This is a genomic window from Burkholderia puraquae (assembly GCF_002099195.1).
Lineage (GTDB): Bacteria > Pseudomonadota > Gammaproteobacteria > Burkholderiales > Burkholderiaceae > Burkholderia > Burkholderia puraquae.
Genome location: NZ_NBYX01000009.1, coordinates 147,859 through 164,736, shown reverse-complemented (window position 1 = coordinate 164,736; position 16,878 = coordinate 147,859). Strand labels below are relative to the sequence as shown.

Genomic DNA, 16,878 nt, shown 5'->3' with positions numbered 1-16,878 from the left:
CGGCGCAACGCGCTGCGGCCCCGTTTACGCGGCCGCCCCACCCGCCAGCGTACCGCCGGATCAGTGTGCTTGGCCAGCGCCGCGCGCGGGCCAGACGTACCAGACCGCGCTCGCGAGCTGCAGCGCGAGCAGCACGCCCCACGCGGTGAAGTGCGCGGCGGCCGGATAGTGGCCGTCGACCGCGGGCCAGTGCGACAGCACCGCACCGACACCGATCTGGAACGCAAAGATCAGCAGGAAGATCACGAGCGTGAGCGTCGTATTCGCGCGGCCGATCAGGTGAGCGGGAAAATGCCCGGCCATCACCGCGTAGGTCAGGATGCCGACGCCACCAAACATCCCGTATGCAGCCCATAGCACGGCAGGCGGCAACGGCACGCGCGCGACGATCGCGGCCTGCGTCGCGACGAACAGCGCCATGCCGACGCCGCAGAACGCGTACACGGGCACGCCGCGCCGCTCGAGCACGCGCGCCGCGGCGCCGAAGCCGACGCAGCCGGCCATCATCGCAAAGCCGAGCACCGACACGAGGCGCGCGGCATGCGGCGCATCGAACCCCGCGACGTCGCGTAGGTATGGCCCGACCCACAGCGACTGCATCGCGTAGAACACGCCCTGCGTGACGACGGAGAACGACGAGATCTTCCAGAACGCGCGGCTACTCAGGATGTGCCATGTGCCCTTGAACTGGCTGACGAGCCCGCCCTGGTGGCGCACCTGCTTCGCTTCCGGCGCGCCCAGGCCGATCGACGCCGCGACGATCACCGTCAGCACCGCGAGGCCGAAACAGATCGCGCGCCAGTTCGTCCAGCCGAGCAGCCAGGTCAGCGGCGAGCCGACCATCACGCCGCCGAGGCCGCCCACGGCCATCACGAGGCCGTTGACGAGCGGCAGCCGGCCGACCGGGAAATGCTGCGCGAGCGCCTTGAACGCCGCGCCGAGACACACCGATACGCCGACACCAATCAGCAGCCGGCCGACCATCATCGTGCCGAGGCTGTGCGCGGCGCCGAACACGGCTGCCCCGGCGGCCGCGAACAGCAGCATGCCGGCCGTCACGCGCCGCGGGCCGAAGTGGTCGAGCATCACGCCGGCCGGAATTTGCGCGCCCGCGAAGCCGAGGAAATAGAGACTGGTGAGCAGGCCGAGATCGGCGGCCGACAACCCGATCTCGTGCGTGACGAACGGCGCGAAGCCCAGATTGACGCCGCGAAACACATACGACACGAAATACCCGACCGAAAACAGCGCGAGCACCCTCACCTGCACCGACGACATCGCTTCCCCTCGTTATATGAAGACATGCGACGCAGCGCCCCCGCGCTGCGCACAAACAAAAACGCCGTCACCTCGGTGACGGCGTTTCGTCGCATTTCGTCGGATGATAGCGCAATCGCGCGAACCGGGCCGGCCGCACGATGCGTTCGCGGCGGCGTTACTTCTTCTTGCCCTTGTGCGCGGCGGCCTTGGCCGGCGCCGCTTTCGCGGGAGCCGCCTTCGCCGATTTGGCCGCCGGCTTCGCCGCGCCGCGCTTCGCGCCGTGCGACTTGCCGCCCACCGCCAGGCTCGCGCGCTCGATGTGCGCACCGCCGGCCGACGTCGCGATCCGCTCCGGACCGGGTTCCGCCGGCACCGAACGGCCGACCGGCACGTGCAGCACGAGCGCCTGGCCCGGCATCGCGAGATCGCGGTGCGTGCGGTTCCACGCCTTGAGCTGGCCGACCGACACGCCGTAGCGGCCGGCGATCGCCGCCATCGACTGCTTGCGGCGCACGCGGATCAGCATCTTGCGCGTGTCGGGCACATCGGGTTCCATCGCGAGCGCACCGTTTTCGGCGACGTCGGCGCTGATGTCCTCGTCGTCGTCATCGCCGCGCGGCACGACGATCGTCGAGCCCGGCTTCAGGCGCATGCCGGCCGGAATCTTGTTGATCGACATCAGCGTATCGGCGTCGACGCCGATCTTCTCGGCAATCGCTGCCGGTCGTGCACGTTCGCTGACCGTATAGGTGGTCCACGACGAAAGCTGGCCGTTGTACCCCTTCAGGTTCTTCTCGAATGCCGACGCGTTGTCGAACGGCAGCAGGATCTGCGGCTCGGTCGCACCGAGGATCACCGGCTTCGAGAACGACGGGTTCAGCGAACGGAACTCGTCGAGCGGCAGGTTCGCGAGTTTCGCCGCCACCGCGACGTCGATGTCGCGCGACGTCGTGACCGTCACGAAATACGGGTGGTTCGGGATGTCCGGCAGCGTCAGGCCATACTGCTTCGGGCTTGCGATGATGTTCTTCACCGCCTGCAGCTTCGGCACGTAGTTGCGCGTCTCGTTCGGCATCCGCAGGCTCTGGTAGTCGGTCGGCAGGCCGGCCGCCTGGTTGCGCGCGATCGCGCGCTGCACGTTGCCCTCGCCCCAGTTGTACGCGGCCAGCGCCAGGTACCAGTCGCCGAACATGTCATGCAGGCGCGACAGGTAGTCGAGCGCGGCGCTCGTCGACGCGAGCACGTCGCGGCGCTCGTCCTGCCACATGTTGCGCTTCAGGTTGTACGTACGGCCCGTGCCGGGCATGAACTGCCACATGCCGGCCGCCTTCGCGACCGACAGCGCCTGCGGGTTGTACGCGGACTCGATGAACGGCAGCAGCGCGAGCTCGGTCGGCATGTGACGCGCCTCGAGCTCCTCGACGATGTGGTACAGGTACTTCTGCGAGCGCTCGGTCATGCGCTGCACGTAGTCGGGACGCTGCGTGTACCAGGTCGTCTGCATGTCGACGAGGTCGCTCTGCAGGTCCGGCATCTGGAAGCCGCGGCGAATGCGACCCCACAGATCGGAGTCGGCACTGGTCAGGTCGCCGACGGATTGCTTGTCGACGTCGACAGTTTCTTTGGCGGTGGCTGATTTACGGAGGTAGTTGGACGTCGCCTGCGAATCGGCGGCGTTGTTGGCGACAGGGGGCTGGCTCGCACAAGCGGCGAGTAGCAGCACCACCATCGCACTCAATATAAGTCGCATGAAAATCTCGGCTTCCGACGGCTGGAAATTGCAGGCGATACTACGGAAGTGCGTGCTTCACGTCAATAAAAACACCGAAAACTCAGCGAAATCCTACATTTGGAGCAATTTTTACAGACACCGCTTGAGCTTTGGAGTCCTCCGGAAATCATCATCGGAACCGGTTTTTCCACTCGCGCATCAGCGTAAATGCCGCCAGACGATCCGGCACCGTTTCGTGCAGCTCGGCCTCGAGCGTGGCATGAATCACCGCGCTGTCCGCCCGCATGAACGGGTTAACGGCACGCTCGTGAGCAATCGTAGTGGGCAGCGTCGGCACGCCGCGCGCGCGCAGCGCCTGCGCTTCGTCGCGCCACGCGGCAAGCGCCGCATTGCCGGGCTCGCACGCGAGCGCGAAGCGGATGTTCGACAGCGTGTATTCGTGTGCGCAATGTACGTGCGTGTCGCCCGGCAGCGCCGCGAGCGCATCGAGCGACGCGAGCATCTGCGCGGGCGTGCCTTCGAACAGGCGGCCGCAGCCGCACGAGAACAGCGTGTCGCCGCAAAACACGTGCGGCGCCGCCGCGCCCTGCCCGGCCGCCTGGAAATAGGCGATGTGGCCGCGCGTATGGCCCGGCACGTCGAGCACGTCGAACGCGACGGCCGGTGCGTCGAGCGTCACGCGCGCGCCGCCCGAAAGCGGCCGCGTGACTACGCCGATCGCCTCGGCCGCGGGGCCGTAAACAGTGAGCGGAACATCGTCCGGTTGGCTATCTCGCAGTGCCGCGACACCGCCGACGTGGTCGGCGTGATGGTGCGTGAGTAAAATAGCGGTCAACCGCCAGCCTCGTTCGGCTAGAACCCGGCGTACCGGCGCGGCTTCACCCGGATCGACGGCGATCGCATCGCGGCCGTCCGAGACGAGCCAGATATAGTTGTCATCGAATGCCGGAACCGGCACGTATTCCAGCTCGTTCATGGGCGCGCAATCATCGTTATGTCTGACCGTCAAATTATAGACTGGCCCGCCTGGACCGACTCGCCTCCCGGCCGCTACGTGCTGGGCTGGGAGCAGGCGCAGCTCGACCGGATCGTGTCCGACGTCTTCGGGTTCCACGCGCTGCAGCTCGGCCTGCCGCAGCTCGACGCGCTGCGCGAGAACCGCATGCCGTATCGCGGCCTCGTGCTCGATCCGGCAAGCGGCGCAAGCGCGCCGTACCAGTTTCCGTGGGCGCGCGAAGCGCGTGCGCCCGAGCACGCGCCCGACGGCCGCAGCACGACCTGGTGCGACCTGCTCGACCTGCCGTTCGAGTCGCAAAGCGTCGACTTGATCGTGATGCCGCACACGCTCGAATTCACGTCCGACCCGCACCGCCTGCTGCGCGAGGCCGAGCGCGTGCTGATGCCGGAAGGCCAGCTCGTGATCACCGGCTTCAATTCGCTGAGCCTGTGGGGCATGCGGCAATCGTTCGGGCGCATGGCGAACCGCCCGTTCGTGCCGGCCACGCGCGACCAGATCGCGTTCATCCGGCTCAAGGACTGGATCAAGCTGCTCGGCTTCGACCTCGAACGCGGCCGCTTCGGCTGCTACCGGCCGCCGCTCGTCACCGACAAGTGGCTGTCCCGCTACGGCTTCATGGAAGCCGCCGGCGACCGCTGGTGGCCGATCTTCGGCGCCGTCTACATGGTGACGGCCGTCAAGCGCGTGCGCGGCATGCGTCTCGTCGGCCAGATCAGGATGAAGAAGCCCGTGCTCTCGCCGGGCCTGACGCCGGCGGCCTCCCCGACCACCCATCAAGAACATTCATGACAACCGATACCATCGACATCTATACCGACGGCGCCTGCAAGGGCAACCCCGGCCCCGGCGGCTGGGGCGCACTGATGCGCTACGGCGACAAGGAGAAGGAGCTGTTCGGCGGCGAGCCCAACACGACCAACAACCGCATGGAGCTGATGGGCGTGATCGCCGCGCTCGAAGCGCTGAAGCGGCCGTGCCAGGTGATCGTACATACCGACTCGCAATACGTGCAGAAAGGCATCAGCGAGTGGATCCACGGCTGGAAGAAGAAAGGCTGGATCACCGCGGCAAAGACACCCGTGAAGAACGCCGACCTGTGGAAGCGGCTCGACGCCCTCGTCGCACAGCACGAGGTCGAGTGGCGCTGGGTCAAGGGCCACGCGGGCCATCCCGAAAACGAGCGCGCAGACGCACTCGCGAATCGCGGCGTCGAATCGCTCACGGCCTGAACACGGGCCGCTCCCCTGTTTCCTTCGTTTTTCCCGACATGCGCCAGATCATTCTCGATACCGAAACCACCGGCCTGAACGCCCGCACGGGCGACCGCCTCATCGAAATCGGCTGCGTCGAGCTGCTGAACCGGCGGCTCACCGGCAACAACCTGCACTTCTACGTGAACCCCGAGCGCGACAGCGATCCGGGCGCACTCGCAGTGCACGGTCTCACGACCGAATTCCTCAGCGACAAGCCGAAATTCGCGGAAGTCGCCGACCAGATCCGCGACTTCGTGAAAGACGCCGAGCTGATCATCCACAACGCGCCGTTCGACCTGGGCTTTCTCGACGCCGAATTCGCGCGGCTCGGCCTGCCGCCGTTCAGCGAGCATTGCGGCGGCGTGATCGACACGCTGGTGCAGGCCAAGCAGATGTTCCCGGGCAAGCGCAACTCGCTCGACGCGCTGTGCGACCGCTTCGGCATCAGCAACGCGCACCGCACGCTGCACGGCGCACTGCTCGACTCGGAGCTGCTCGCCGAGGTGTATCTCGCGATGACGCGCGGCCAGGACAGCCTCGTGATCGACATGCTCGACGACGCGGGCGCCGACGGCGGTGCAGCAAACGGCCAGCGCGTGTCGCTCGCCGCGCTCGACCTGGCTGTGGTGGCCGCGAGCGACGACGAGCTCGCCGCGCACCTGGCGCAGCTCGACGAGCTCGACAAGTCGGTCAAGGGTACCTGCGTGTGGCGCTTGTCCGCCGACGCGGGCGCCACCGAAACGGCTTGAAGCAGACGGCTCACGGCCCGCGCCGTGGCCGCGCTCACGCGCGCGGCTGCAGCGCGATGACCGCCATTCCGCCGAGCGCGAGCGCCGCGCCGGCCACATCCCAGCGGGTCAGCGCGACGCCGTCGACCACCCGCAGCCAGACCAGCGCCACCGCGATATACACGCCGCCGTACGCGGCATAGGTGCGCCCCGCCGCACTCGGGTGCAGCGTCAGCAGCCACGCGAACAGCGCAAGCGACAGCGCGGCCGGCACCAGCAGCCACACCGGCCGGCCATCCTTCAACACGAGCCAAGGCAGGTAACAGCCGACGATTTCGGCCAGCGCGGTGGCGGCGAACAGCGCCGCGATCCTCATCAGTTCGGTCATCCGGTTCCTCGTGAATTCGCCCCCTTCACCGGGGGTTGCGCGGGCCCGCCGCGCGCCGCCGATCATACCCGAGCCGTCCCCGCCGGACGCCCCGCCAGACGGGCGTTTCCCGGCAATTTGCACGATCATCCGTCATCGTGCTATCATGTCGCCTGTTTCAACATTCAATCTCTGTCTATTCGATTTCGAGAGAAGTCTGTCCGCGCATCGCATGCCGGCCCTTCGACCGAAATTGCACTCACAGGAAAGCCCGCCCGACAGGCCCGCTTTTCTCGTTTCGTTGCCCCTCCGGGGCGCTTGCCGGAACGCCGGACATCGTCCGCACCGGCATCTGCCGCCTGCATCACGCGGCCCATTCTTCATGAGCGCACTGTCGCGACGGCCCATCGGGCCCGCGTCGAAGCAGCCCCTTACGGCCCTTTACCGCCTCCTGTGCAGTAAGTGCTTAATGGCCTGCCCCGACGCGCCGCACTCGACACCGCGCTCGCCGGCAAACCGTGTCGGACGGCCCGCCCGTCCGGCGCAGTCAAAGGAGTGCATGACCTTGACCGCAACACACGTCAGCCCGACCGCTGCCTCTTCCTCCGCTTCGTCGTCCGGCGAAGCCCCGCTCGTCGCGGACGACATCACCGTCGTCGACCAGAGCCTCCTCAAGCGCGCCGTCAGCGCAATGGCCATCGGCAATGCGATGGAATGGTTCGACTTCGGCGTCTACAGCTACATCGCCGTCACGCTCGGCAAGGTGTTCTTCCCGTCCAGCAGCCCGTCTGCGCAGTTGCTTGCGACCTTCGGCACGTTCGCGGCCGCGTTCCTCGTGCGCCCGCTCGGCGGCATGGTGTTCGGCCCGCTCGGCGACCGTATCGGCCGCCAGCGCGTGCTCGCCGCCACGATGATCATGATGGCCGCCGGCACGTTCGCGATCGGCCTGATCCCCAGCTACGCGTCGATCGGCATCATGGCGCCCGTGCTGCTGCTCGTCGCCCGCCTCGTGCAGGGCTTCTCGACCGGCGGCGAATACGGCGGCGCCGCCACCTTCATCGCCGAATTCTCGACCGACAAGCGTCGCGGCTTCATGGGCAGCTTCCTCGAGTTCGGCACGCTGATCGGATACGTGCTGGGCGCCGGCGTCGTCGCGCTGCTCACCGCGTCGCTGTCGCAGGAAGCGCTGCTGTCGTGGGGCTGGCGCGTGCCTTTCCTGATCGCGGGCCCGCTCGGCCTGATCGGCCTCTACATCCGGATGAAGCTCGAGGAAACGCCCGCATTCAAGCGCCAGGCCGAAGAGCGCGAAGCGCAGGACAAGGCCGTGCCGAAGGCGCGCTTCCGCGAAACGCTGATGCGCAACTGGCGTGCGCTGCTGCTGTGCGTCGGCCTCGTGCTGATCTTCAACGTGACCGACTACATGGTGCTGTCGTACCTGCCGAGCTTCATGTCGTCGACGCTGCACTTCGACGAATCGCACAGCCTCGTGCTCGTGCTGATCGTGATGGTACTGATGATGCCGCTGACGCTCGCCGCCGGCCGCCTGTCCGACCGGATCGGCCGCAAGCCCGTGATGCTCGCCGGCTGCGTCGGCCTGCTGGCGCTGTCGATCCCGTCGATGATGCTGATCCATGCGGGCACCACGGCGTCGGTGTTCGGCGGCCTGCTGATCCTCGGCGTGCTGCTGTCGTGCTTTACCGGCGTGATGCCGTCGGCGCTGCCGGCGCTGTTCCCGACCGAGATCCGCTACGGCGCGCTCGCGATCGGCTTCAACGTGTCGGTGTCGCTGTTCGGCGGCACGACGCCGCTCGTCACCGCATGGCTCGTCGACGTCACGCACAACCTGATGATGCCCGCGTACTACATGATGGGCGCCGCCGTGATCGGCATCGTGTCGGTCGTCGCGCTCGCCGAAACCGCGCGCCAGCCGCTCAAGGGCTCGCCGCCGGCCGTCGCGACGCGCCGCGAAGCCCATCAGCTCGTGCGCCAGATGCGCGAGGACGACGAATCGGAGATGTACAGTGCCGTGTCGCCGGCACGCGCCTGAGCGTCGCCCATGAAAAAGCCCCGGCCGAAGCCGGGGCCCGATCGAACCCGATCCGCCCGTCCGGCTTGCGCCGGCCGGGCTTTTTTTCATCCATGCGCCGCAAGCGCCGTCATGCCTGCGCTGCGCCGTCGCGGCAGAAAATCAGCGCACGGGAGCGCGATACGGCGGCCTGCGCACCGCGCGCCGCGACGATCAGCCCGACCTGACTGAGATTGAAATCGCGCTCGACCATCAACTGTGTCAGCGCGGCAAGCGGCAACACGACGGACGGGTGGTACAGGCTCGATTCGATCAGGGCTTTCATCATCGGCTCCATCAGGCAACGCATATTCGATGGAGTGGATTCTAGGGAGCGGCTGCTTCCGGATAAACAGCGCGAATGCGAAGTCACTTGTCAGCCGCCGAGAACAATCGGCAAAGGCTTGCCCGGCAAGGCCGAGCGGGCGGCGGGTAGCGAGCGGAGCCGCGTCGCGCGCCGCCGCGACGCCTAGACGAGCGGCGTTTCGACGAACGCCGGCAGCGCTTCCGCCCGTGCCGAATGCGCAGCCAGTGCCGGATAACGGGCCGGATCGATCCGCGCGAGCGCCGGATAGTCGGCGGCCATGAACTGCGTGAAACGCCATGCCACCGCGACCGTCACGTCGGACTGCAGCAGGCGCGCACCGCCGAACCAGCCGTTCGCGGCCGCGACGAGCGGCTCCAGTGCGCCGTACGCGCCCTCGATCTGGCTCAGCACGCGCTCGAGCCACGGCGCGTGCTGCTTGTCGGCCGGACGCAGCGCCTGCTCGTAGACGACCTGCACCGTCTTCTCGGCGGCCGCCAGCGCGAAGCCGACCGGCACGAGCGCGCGCAGCCGGGCATCGGCGGCATCGGGCAGCAGGCGCCGCCCGGGCGCGACCAGGTGATCGAGATAGTCGACGATCAGCGACGAATCGAGCAGCGTCGCGCCGTCGCCGGTCACGAGCGTCGGTGCCTTGACGACCGGGTTGATCGCCCTGAACTGCTCGAAGTGACGAAACACCGAGATCGACTCGTGTTCGAACGGGAGGTCGAGCAGCTTCGCCGAAATGGCGACACGACGCACGAACGGGGAATCCAGCATGCCGATCAGCTTCATCGCAAACGCTCCGCTTGAGGGGAATGGGATCGACGACTGTAGCAGCGTCGCGCGGCGTCGCCTAGGGCCCGTTCCCGCCGGCAACGGGCTGGTGCCGGCTCCACGAATGCGTTCGCCGAAACAGCGGAACGTGTGCAGCCGGCCCCCGCCCCGTGCGCCTGATGCGCATCGGCCTGCCGCACGCGGGGCTCACGTTGTCCGGCCACAGTGACCATAATGCAAGTTCACGCCCCATCCGCCCCAAGGTTCGCCATGTGGTATGCCCTCGTCGAGCAGCAGCGGGAATGGATGCGCGCCTGGCGCGCGGCGACCCGGCACGCATTCGACGCGTGGCCCGCAGCCACGCTGCCGCATGCCGCGTCGTCGTGCTACGACGACCTGTTCGAGCCGCTGCTCGGGCCGCCGGACAAGCCGCCGCACTTCGACATCGGGTGGCCGGCCGCCGGCGAGCGCGTCGTCGCGCGCACGCCGTTCTGCGACCTGCGGCGCTTCGCGCGTGCCGATGCGCGGCGCACGGTGCTGCTGTGCGCACCGCTCGCCGGACATGCGGCCGTGATGATGCGGGAAACCGTCGAGACGCTGCTTGCGGACGGCGACGTCTGCGTGACCGACTGGCGCAATGCGCGCGACGTGCCGCTCGCTTCGGGCCGCTTCGGGCTCGACGAGTATGTCGCGACGCTCGACGGCTTCGTCGACGGGCTCGCGCACGACGACCGGCCGCTGCATGTCGTCGCCGTGTGCCAGGCGACCGTGCCGGTGCTCGGCGCGCTCGCGCTGCGTGCCGCGCGCGGCCTCGCGCCGCCCGCGAGCGTCACGCTGATCGGCGGCCCGCTCGATGCGCGCCGGAACCCGAGTGCGCTCGGCACCGCCGCCGCCGCCCATTCGCTCGGCTGGTGCCGCCGCCACCTGATCGACGTCGTGCCGCCCGGCTTCGCGGGGCATGGCCGCCACGTATTTCCGACCTATCTGCAGCAGGGCGAGATCGCGCTGGTGTACCCGCAGCGCTTCCTGTCGCTGATCGAAGCGTATGCGCTGGCAGCGTCGCGCTTCGACATGGCCGGGCTCGCCGGCGCGCGGCGCGCGCTGCTCGAATACACGGCGCTGCTCGACATGCCGGCCGAGTATTTCCTCGACACGGTCGACGTCGTGTTCCAGCGCATGAGCCTCGCGCTCGGCACGTGGGACGTGGGCGACCGGCGTGTCGAGCCGGCGGCTTTGCGCGGCGTCGCGCTGCTGACCGTCGAAGGCGCGTGCGACAAGGTCACGGGCGCCGGCCAGACGCATGCGGCGCTCGACCTGTGCAGCGGCCTCGCCGACGACGAGCGCTATCGCGTCGACATCGACGACTGCGATCACTACGGGCTGTTCACGGGGGCGCGCTGGCACGGGGATGTCCATCCGATGCTGCAGCGCGTGTTCGCGTGGGCCGAAACCCGCCGCCCTCGTCCACGCCGCATCAGGCGGACGTGACGCCGCATCAGAGCCGCGCCGCGTCGAGCAAAGCCCGTACTTCGTCGTCGCTCGTCTGCTCGAAGCGCGCGTAGAACTGGCTGATCCCGAAGAACGGCAGCGGCTGCGTCACCGTGACGAACGCATCGGCCAGATCGTCGAATGCATGCCGTGCACCCGCCGGCGCGACCGGGGCAGCCGCCACGATCCGCGCCGGATGGCGCTCGCGCAACGCCTGCAGCGCGACGCGCATCGACGCGCCGGTCGCGATGCCGTCGTCGACGACGATCGCGATCCGCCCCTCGACCGGCAGCGGCGGCGCGGCACCGCGATACAGCGCTTCGCGTCGATGCAGTTCGGCCGTCTCGCGCGCGATCACGTCGGCGAGCTGTTCGCCGGACACGTTCATCGAGCGGAGCACCGAACGCTGCAGATGAATCGCGCCGCCCGTCGCGATCGCGCCCATCGCGAGCTCGGGGTCGTACGGCACGCCGAGCTTGCGCACGACCAGCACGTCGAGCGGCGCGTGCAGCGCGCAAGCGACCGGGTACGCGACGGGCACGCCGCCGCGCGGCAATGCGAGCACGACGACATTGCTACGCCCCGCGTAATCGCGCAATGCGCCGGCCAGTTGGTAACCCGCGTCGGCGCGATCGGCAAAACACTCGAACACGATCGGCTCCCTGCCGTTGCGCCGGATGCGCGAACCGCGCGCCGGCGCCTGTCAACGAGCATGGTTCATCGGCAGCGCCGATGCAAGCGGGGTCACACCGGTGCGCGTGGCGTCGCAGGAAAGGGTCAGAGGCCGCCGGCCTGCCGGTACAGCCGCCAGAACGACTGCGCATAGGATTGCGCAAGCTCGGGCGCACGCTGGAACACATTCACCGTCTCCGCATGCGTGGCCGCGCCCTCCGACAGCGTCGTCAGCGCGACACTGTCGTCGACGATCACGAAGCGCGGCGCGGGATCACCGTGCCGCGAATCGATCGCCACGTCGATACCCGAGGACTTCAGATAGCCCGCGCCGCTGTACCTGCCCGCGCGCGGCGAACGCACGAGCACGACACGCACTTCGATCCCGCGCGAGCGGGCCGCGCGCAGCGCGCTCGCGACCGCCGGCGGCACGTGCGTATAGCCTGCCAGCAGCACGCGGTGCTGCGCCTGCCCGATCAGGTCGACGGTCGCGTCGGCCGCCGCGTTGTCATACGAAAAGTATGTGCCGACCGATCCGGCATCGGACGGAATCTGGGCGGCGTGGGCGCTCGCCGCGCAGCAAAGCGCGGCGAGAAGGAAGGCGGCTGGTCTCATGGCGGGCGCCATTGTAGCGACGCCAATTCGCGTGGCAAGCACCGGCTGCGATGCTGCTGCGCCGGCGCAACACACAACGCAAAACCGGCGCCCGGCGGACGGGTTACAGCCCGTTTTCCACGCCGTCGATCAGCCCGCCGCGACGCGCGCGAGCCAGCTCGCCACACCGTCGACGGAACGAAAATCCGCGAGGCTGCGCGCCGGCAGCGCCGGATACGCGCCACCAGCCATCTCGGCCAGCGCGCGGCCGGGGCCGAGCTCGAGGAACGCAGTCGCACCGGCCTCCACGCAGGCGGCAAGACAGGCCGCCCACTCGACCGGCTCCGCGATCTGCCGGGCCAGCTTGTCGAGGCCCGTATCGGGATCGAGCACCGATGCGCCGTCGATGCCCGAAAGCAGTCGCGTGCCCGGCAGCGGCCGCCGCACGTGCGTCGCGGCGAGCGACGCACGAAACACCGGCACGGCAGCGGCGAGCCGGCGCGTGTGCGACGCGATCCGCACGCAGACCGGCGCGACGCGCAGCGCGCCGGCGCGTGACGCGTCGTCGGCCACCGCATCGACATCGGCCTGCCGCCCCGCGACCACGAACGCGTCGCCGGGGTTCGCGATCGCGATCGCCGCGTCGCGGCCGTCGCACAAGCGCGCTAGCTGCGCGCGCGTCAGGCCGCGCACGAACACCATCCGCTCGTCGCCGCCGCTCGCGGCATCCATGGCACGCGCACGCGCATCGGCCAGGTCGAGCGCGGCGGCCGGCTCGATCATCCCCGCGACGCTCCACGACGCGACTTCGCCGACGCTGTAGCCGGCAACGCAGCGCCGGCGCGGCCACATCGCGTCGAGCAGCGCGGCGGCGGCGAGTGCCTGGACCGTGCAGAGGATCTGCGCGGCACGGTTTTCACGCAGCGCGTCCGGCCCGGCCTGCCGGACCCAGGCGCGCGGATCCTCGCCGAGCAGCCGGCCGGCGTGCGCGAACAGCGCATCGGCCTGCGGCGCGGCACCGGTCAGGTCGAACATGTCGGCACGCTGCGCGCCCTGTCCCGAACAGAGGATGGCCAGCGTCATCGCGCGCCCCCGTCGGCTTCGAGCGCTTCGACGAAGACGCTCATCGCGAGCAGGTCGGCCGCGCCGCCCGGGCTCAGCCGCCGCGCCACGAACGCACGATGCACGGCAGCCGCGCGCAGCCGCCAGTCGCGCGCACGCACGCCGCCGCGGGCCACGAACGCGCGTGCGGCCGCCCGTGCGAACGCGAGGCCGGCCTGGCCGCCCCGGTGCAGCAGGTTCGTATCGTCGAGCGCGGCGATCAGCGCGAAGCACGCATCGACGCGCGCGGCTTCCGAATCGCCAGGCAGGTCACGCTGCGCGCGGCGCAGTGCGGGCAGCCCGACCGCATAGACGGCCGGGAAACCGTCGGCCGCCTCGCGACGCGCGCCGCCGACGCCGTAGCGGCGGCTCGCGCACTCGCCGTGGCTGTCGGGCAAGCGCGGGCCGCCGAGGATATCGGCTCCCCAGCGACGGGAAACGAACGCGCCGAGCGTCATCCCGCCCGGCAGGGTTCCCGGCATCGCGCGCCGGCCCGCGGCCGCACACAGCAGCCCGAGCCCGAAGATCGCGCCGCGATGCGTATTGACGCCGCCGGTCGCGGCAAGCATCGCGTGCTCGGCACGCAGGCCGATCTTGCGCAGCACGGCCATGTCCGCATCGCGCGCGCCCGCGTCGGCGAGTTCTGCAAAGTACGGCCGCAGCACGGCGGCGCTGCGGGCGAACGTCGCGGCATCCATGTCCGAATGACTGCCGGTGTCGACATGACTGACGAGCCCCGGCTTCGGATAGGTCTCGATCTCGAGCACGAGGCTGCGCTCGGCCAGTTCGGCGATGCGCTCGGCTTCGGACGGCGCCGGTACGCGGCAGGCAGCCCATGCGCTCATCGCGCGCCTCCGGTGAATGCTTCGGCCGGCATCAGTTCGACGGCGATTGCGGTCTTGACCGCGACTTCAGGCTGCCGCGCACGCAGTTCGCGCCAGTTGACGCCCGCGCCGTCGTCGCGCAGCAGTTCGCCGTCGATGCGCATCGGCGCGCGTGCGTCGATCGCCGCGAGGCCGTCGAGCAGCGGCGCGATCGATGCGGAGTCCGGCAGCGGGAACACGATGTCGAGATCGGACGACTCGCTCAGGTAGCGCTCGCCCGTCAGTGCCTGCCATGCGAGGCTGCCGAACACGCGGCCCTGCACGCCGCAACGCGCGCCGAGCGCATCGAGCTCGCGCAACGCCGTGCGCCATGCGTCGGGCGCGGCCGCGAGCACGTCGGCCAACGCGGGCAGCGGGCCGACCGTCGCGAGCGCGTCAGCCGCCGCGTTCAGCGCGATGCGCCGCTTGCCCGCGGCAGGCGGCAGCGGCAGGCCGAGCGGCACACGGCCGGCATCGGCCTCGTCGGGCGACGCGCGGCGCACGATCAGCGGCCAGCCACGCGCGGCCCATGCCTGCACGAGCGGATCCGCCGCGAGCGCGGGATCGCGCGCGAATGCCGCGCCCCACCCCGCCGCCGTCAGCGTGACGAGCGTGTGGCGGCGCAGCGGCAGCTCAGCGTGCGGCACGCGCGAGTGCCTCGACGCGCCGAGCGACATCGGTCGCGACCGGCCGGCCGCGCGCCGCACGCCGGTCGACGCGGTCGGCCGGCTTGCCGAGCCATTCGCCGACCTGCGCGTCGAGCGCACGGGCCGGATCGAGCACGGCGTCGACGGCGCCCATCTTCACGAGGTTGTCGAGTCCCGGCGCGAACACCGGCGTCGAGCGCGACATCTCCTTCAGCACGTCGATCGGCAGCTTGGTCACGCGCGACATCGACGGCAGGTCCATCACTTCCGGCTCCGCGCCCGGCACCGCGAGCAGCGTGCGCGTCGCGAGCGCGGTCGCGATGAACGCGCCCGCGGCCGTGTGGCCGTACAGGACGCCGATCGTCCGGTGCCCGGCGAGATCCGCGTGCATCAGGCACTTCGCGAGATGCGACAGCCCTTCGTTCAGGCCGAGCAGTTCGTCGCGCTTGCTCATCCGCTGGCTGTCGCTGTCGACCAGCACGAGGATCGGCGTGTCGCCACCGCGCGCGATCGTGTCGAGCACGCGCGCCGCGAGCGTCAGCGCCTCGTCGATGCCGAACGGCAAACGGTCGGCGACACCGATCACGTCGACACGCGTGCCGGCCAGCTCCGCGTGGCCCGTCAGCAGGCCGCCGGTGCGCGCGATCGCATGGCCTTTCGGAAACAGCGAGGTCAGGACTTCATCGAGCGTCATGCTGCGGCTCCTGCAGTTGGTCGGCGAGCGCGGCGAACGCATCGTCGGGCATTCCGGGAATCGCTTCGGGCGCTTCCGCACCGAGCGTGCGCCACACGTCGAGCGCATCCTTGCATGCGCCGAATCGCTCGACACGCGCCTCAAGGCGGGCCTGTTCCGCGCGCAGCATTGCCGCATCGAACTTCGGCGCGCGGCCGATCAGCTCGAGCGCCGCCGCACGGAACGCATCGGGTGTGTCGGCCACGTAGCGATCCGCGCCGCCGAGCAGCCGCCGGTGCTTGCCGCCCATCGTGCGCCAGATGAGTGCGCGGTCTTTCGCATCGAACTCCTCGACGCCGCGATTGGTCTCGATCACCTCGGGGCCCGACACGCTGATGCGGCCTTGCTCCGACACCGCGAGCGCCGAGCAGCACGCGGCGAGCAACCCGCCGCCGCCATAGCAGCCCGCGCGCCCGCCGATCAGCCCGATCACCGGCACGCCGGACGTGCGCGCTTCCACGAGCGCGCGCATGATCTCGGCGATCGCGAGTTCGCCTGCGTTCGCTTCCTGCAGCCGCACGCCTCCCGTATCGAACAGGATCAGCACCGGCTTGCCGACTTCGCGCGCGGCACGCAGCAGCCCGGTGAGCTTCGCGCCGTGCACTTCGCCGAACGCGCCGCCCATGAAGCGGCCTTCCTGCGCGGCGACGAACACCGGCTGCCCGTCGAGCCGGCCGTGGCCGACCACCATTCCGTCGTCGAACTGCTGCGGCAGGTCGAACAGCGGCAGGTGCGGGCTCGTCACGCGCTCGGCCGGGCCGAGGAATTCGCTGAAACTGCCGGCGTCGAGCAGCCCGTCGATGCGCTGCCGTGCCGATGCTTCGTACCAGCTCGCGCCGTTCGCGACGAACGCGGGCGTGTCGTGGATCGCGTCGTTCGGCGCCTCCCGATGGGCCGCCCCTGGGGAGGCGCCCGCCCCCGCGGGAGGCAGCGAATCAATGTGAGCGTGGGGATTGTTCATTTGGCGTCTCCCTCGATCGCGCGCACGGCCTGCGCGAGCCGCAGCGACACCATGTCGGGCCGTGCGCCGCCGTCGTTGATCGACAGCTTCAACCCGCCCGGCGTGCGCCGCTCGACGAAATCCGTGACGACGGCCTGCCACACCGCACCGAAACCGACCGCCGCGGTGCGGATGTCGATCTCGCATTCATTGCCCGGCAGCACGCGCTCGACGAGCACTTCGAGATTGCCGGATGCCACGACGCCGACCAGCGCCGCGGCCTGCTCGCCCTTCGCGCGCTCGCGCGCAGTGAAGCGATAGTTCAACTGTTCCATG

The 16,878-nt window shown here is 69.6% G+C and carries 19 protein-coding genes; 5 read left to right on the top strand and 14 right to left on the bottom strand.

Translation table 11 applies throughout. From position 1 onward, the window contains the following. Positions 1-60: 60 nt before the first annotated feature. The 3 genes from B7G54_RS19095 to gloB all read right to left on the bottom strand — a co-directional run bounded on the left by B7G54_RS19095 (position 61) and on the right by gloB (position 3,968). Positions 61-1,278, bottom strand: a complete 1,218-nt coding sequence (locus tag B7G54_RS19095) for an MFS transporter (RefSeq protein ID WP_085040493.1) — start codon at positions 1,276-1,278, stop codon at positions 61-63. Between the two features lie 157 nt (positions 1,279-1,435). Further along, complete coding sequence (locus B7G54_RS19090) at positions 1,436-3,010, bottom strand: transglycosylase SLT domain-containing protein (protein WP_085040492.1); 1,575 nt, start codon at positions 3,008-3,010, stop codon at positions 1,436-1,438. A 151-nt stretch (positions 3,011-3,161) separates the two neighbouring features. Continuing rightward, positions 3,162-3,968 carry a hydroxyacylglutathione hydrolase gene (gloB, locus tag B7G54_RS19085; protein ID WP_085040491.1) on the bottom strand — a complete coding sequence of 269 codons (807 nt, stop codon included), beginning with the start codon at positions 3,966-3,968 and terminating at the stop codon, positions 3,162-3,164. A gap of 18 nt (positions 3,969-3,986) precedes the next feature. On the opposite strand from gloB, the gene B7G54_RS19080 reads away from it, so the two are divergent. From B7G54_RS19080 to dnaQ, 3 genes are read left to right on the top strand one after another with little or no spacing between them, the layout of a single operon-like run. Continuing rightward, positions 3,987-4,799: a class I SAM-dependent methyltransferase gene (locus B7G54_RS19080; RefSeq protein WP_085040490.1), complete on the top strand. Its 813-nt coding sequence runs from the start codon at positions 3,987-3,989 to the stop codon at positions 4,797-4,799. After that, complete coding sequence (rnhA, locus tag B7G54_RS19075) at positions 4,796-5,239, top strand: ribonuclease HI (RefSeq protein WP_011351593.1); 444 nt, start codon at positions 4,796-4,798, stop codon at positions 5,237-5,239. The genes B7G54_RS19080 and rnhA overlap by 4 nt, the downstream gene beginning before the upstream one ends. Positions 5,240-5,277: 38 nt before the next feature. After that, a complete protein-coding gene (gene dnaQ, locus B7G54_RS19070) occupies positions 5,278-6,012 on the top strand; it encodes a DNA polymerase III subunit epsilon (protein WP_085040489.1) in 735 nt (244 codons plus the stop codon). Between the two features lie 34 nt (positions 6,013-6,046). Here the strand turns inward: dnaQ and B7G54_RS19065 are convergent, their stop codons facing one another. Continuing rightward, positions 6,047-6,379 (bottom strand): YnfA family protein, encoded by a 333-nt coding sequence (locus B7G54_RS19065; protein WP_085040488.1) that lies wholly within the window; start codon positions 6,377-6,379, stop codon positions 6,047-6,049. 538 nt (positions 6,380-6,917) lie between these two features. Between B7G54_RS19065 and proP the strand changes: the two genes are divergently transcribed. Continuing rightward, positions 6,918-8,405: a glycine betaine/L-proline transporter ProP gene (gene proP, locus B7G54_RS19055; protein WP_085040487.1), complete on the top strand. Its 1,488-nt coding sequence runs from the start codon at positions 6,918-6,920 to the stop codon at positions 8,403-8,405. A gap of 109 nt (positions 8,406-8,514) precedes the next feature. On the opposite strand, the gene B7G54_RS19050 is transcribed toward proP, so the two are convergent. Then, positions 8,515-8,709: a hypothetical protein gene (locus tag B7G54_RS19050; protein ID WP_085040589.1), complete on the bottom strand. Its 195-nt coding sequence runs from the start codon at positions 8,707-8,709 to the stop codon at positions 8,515-8,517. 183 nt (positions 8,710-8,892) lie between these two features. Beyond that, entirely contained in the window at positions 8,893-9,522 is a 630-nt protein-coding gene (locus tag B7G54_RS19045) for a glutathione S-transferase family protein (RefSeq protein ID WP_085040486.1), read from the bottom strand. A 252-nt stretch (positions 9,523-9,774) separates the two neighbouring features. On the opposite strand from B7G54_RS19045, the gene B7G54_RS19040 reads away from it, so the two are divergent. Next, the gene (locus B7G54_RS19040; protein WP_085040485.1) at positions 9,775-10,992 is read left to right on the top strand and encodes a polyhydroxyalkanoate depolymerase; all 1,218 of its coding nucleotides are present in this window, start codon (positions 9,775-9,777) and stop codon (positions 10,990-10,992) included. Positions 10,993-10,999: 7 nt separating this feature from the next. Here B7G54_RS19040 and B7G54_RS19035 read toward each other — a convergent pair whose 3' ends face one another. The 8 genes from B7G54_RS19035 to mdcC form a co-directional block, all read right to left on the bottom strand. After that, positions 11,000-11,644 (bottom strand): phosphoribosyltransferase, encoded by a 645-nt coding sequence (locus B7G54_RS19035; RefSeq protein ID WP_085040484.1) that lies wholly within the window; start codon positions 11,642-11,644, stop codon positions 11,000-11,002. A 125-nt stretch (positions 11,645-11,769) separates the two neighbouring features. After that, positions 11,770-12,291: a phospholipase D-like domain-containing protein gene (locus tag B7G54_RS19030; protein ID WP_085040483.1), complete on the bottom strand. Its 522-nt coding sequence runs from the start codon at positions 12,289-12,291 to the stop codon at positions 11,770-11,772. Positions 12,292-12,408: 117 nt separating this feature from the next. Next, positions 12,409-13,341, bottom strand: a complete 933-nt coding sequence (locus tag B7G54_RS19025) for an acyltransferase domain-containing protein (RefSeq protein ID WP_085040482.1) — start codon at positions 13,339-13,341, stop codon at positions 12,409-12,411. Continuing rightward, on the bottom strand, positions 13,338-14,204 hold the full coding sequence (gene mdcB, locus B7G54_RS19020) for a triphosphoribosyl-dephospho-CoA synthase MdcB (protein WP_085040481.1): 867 nt from the start codon (positions 14,202-14,204) through the stop codon (positions 13,338-13,340). Before mdcB ends, B7G54_RS19025 begins: the two co-directional genes overlap by 4 nt. Further along, the gene (gene mdcG, locus B7G54_RS19015; RefSeq protein WP_085040587.1) at positions 14,201-14,869 is read right to left on the bottom strand and encodes a malonate decarboxylase holo-[acyl-carrier-protein] synthase; all 669 of its coding nucleotides are present in this window, start codon (positions 14,867-14,869) and stop codon (positions 14,201-14,203) included. Before mdcG ends, mdcB begins: the two co-directional genes overlap by 4 nt. Next, positions 14,856-15,563, bottom strand: coding sequence for a biotin-independent malonate decarboxylase subunit gamma (mdcE, locus tag B7G54_RS19010; protein ID WP_085040480.1), 708 nt, complete (start codon positions 15,561-15,563; stop codon positions 14,856-14,858). The genes mdcG and mdcE overlap by 14 nt, the downstream gene beginning before the upstream one ends. Then, entirely contained in the window at positions 15,550-16,563 is a 1,014-nt protein-coding gene (locus B7G54_RS19005; RefSeq protein ID WP_244289380.1) for a biotin-independent malonate decarboxylase subunit beta, read from the bottom strand. The genes mdcE and B7G54_RS19005 overlap by 14 nt, the downstream gene beginning before the upstream one ends. After that, complete coding sequence (gene mdcC / locus B7G54_RS19000; protein ID WP_085040479.1) at positions 16,560-16,877, bottom strand: malonate decarboxylase acyl carrier protein; 318 nt, start codon at positions 16,875-16,877, stop codon at positions 16,560-16,562. Before mdcC ends, B7G54_RS19005 begins: the two co-directional genes overlap by 4 nt. Between the last annotated feature and the right edge of the window lies 1 nt (position 16,878).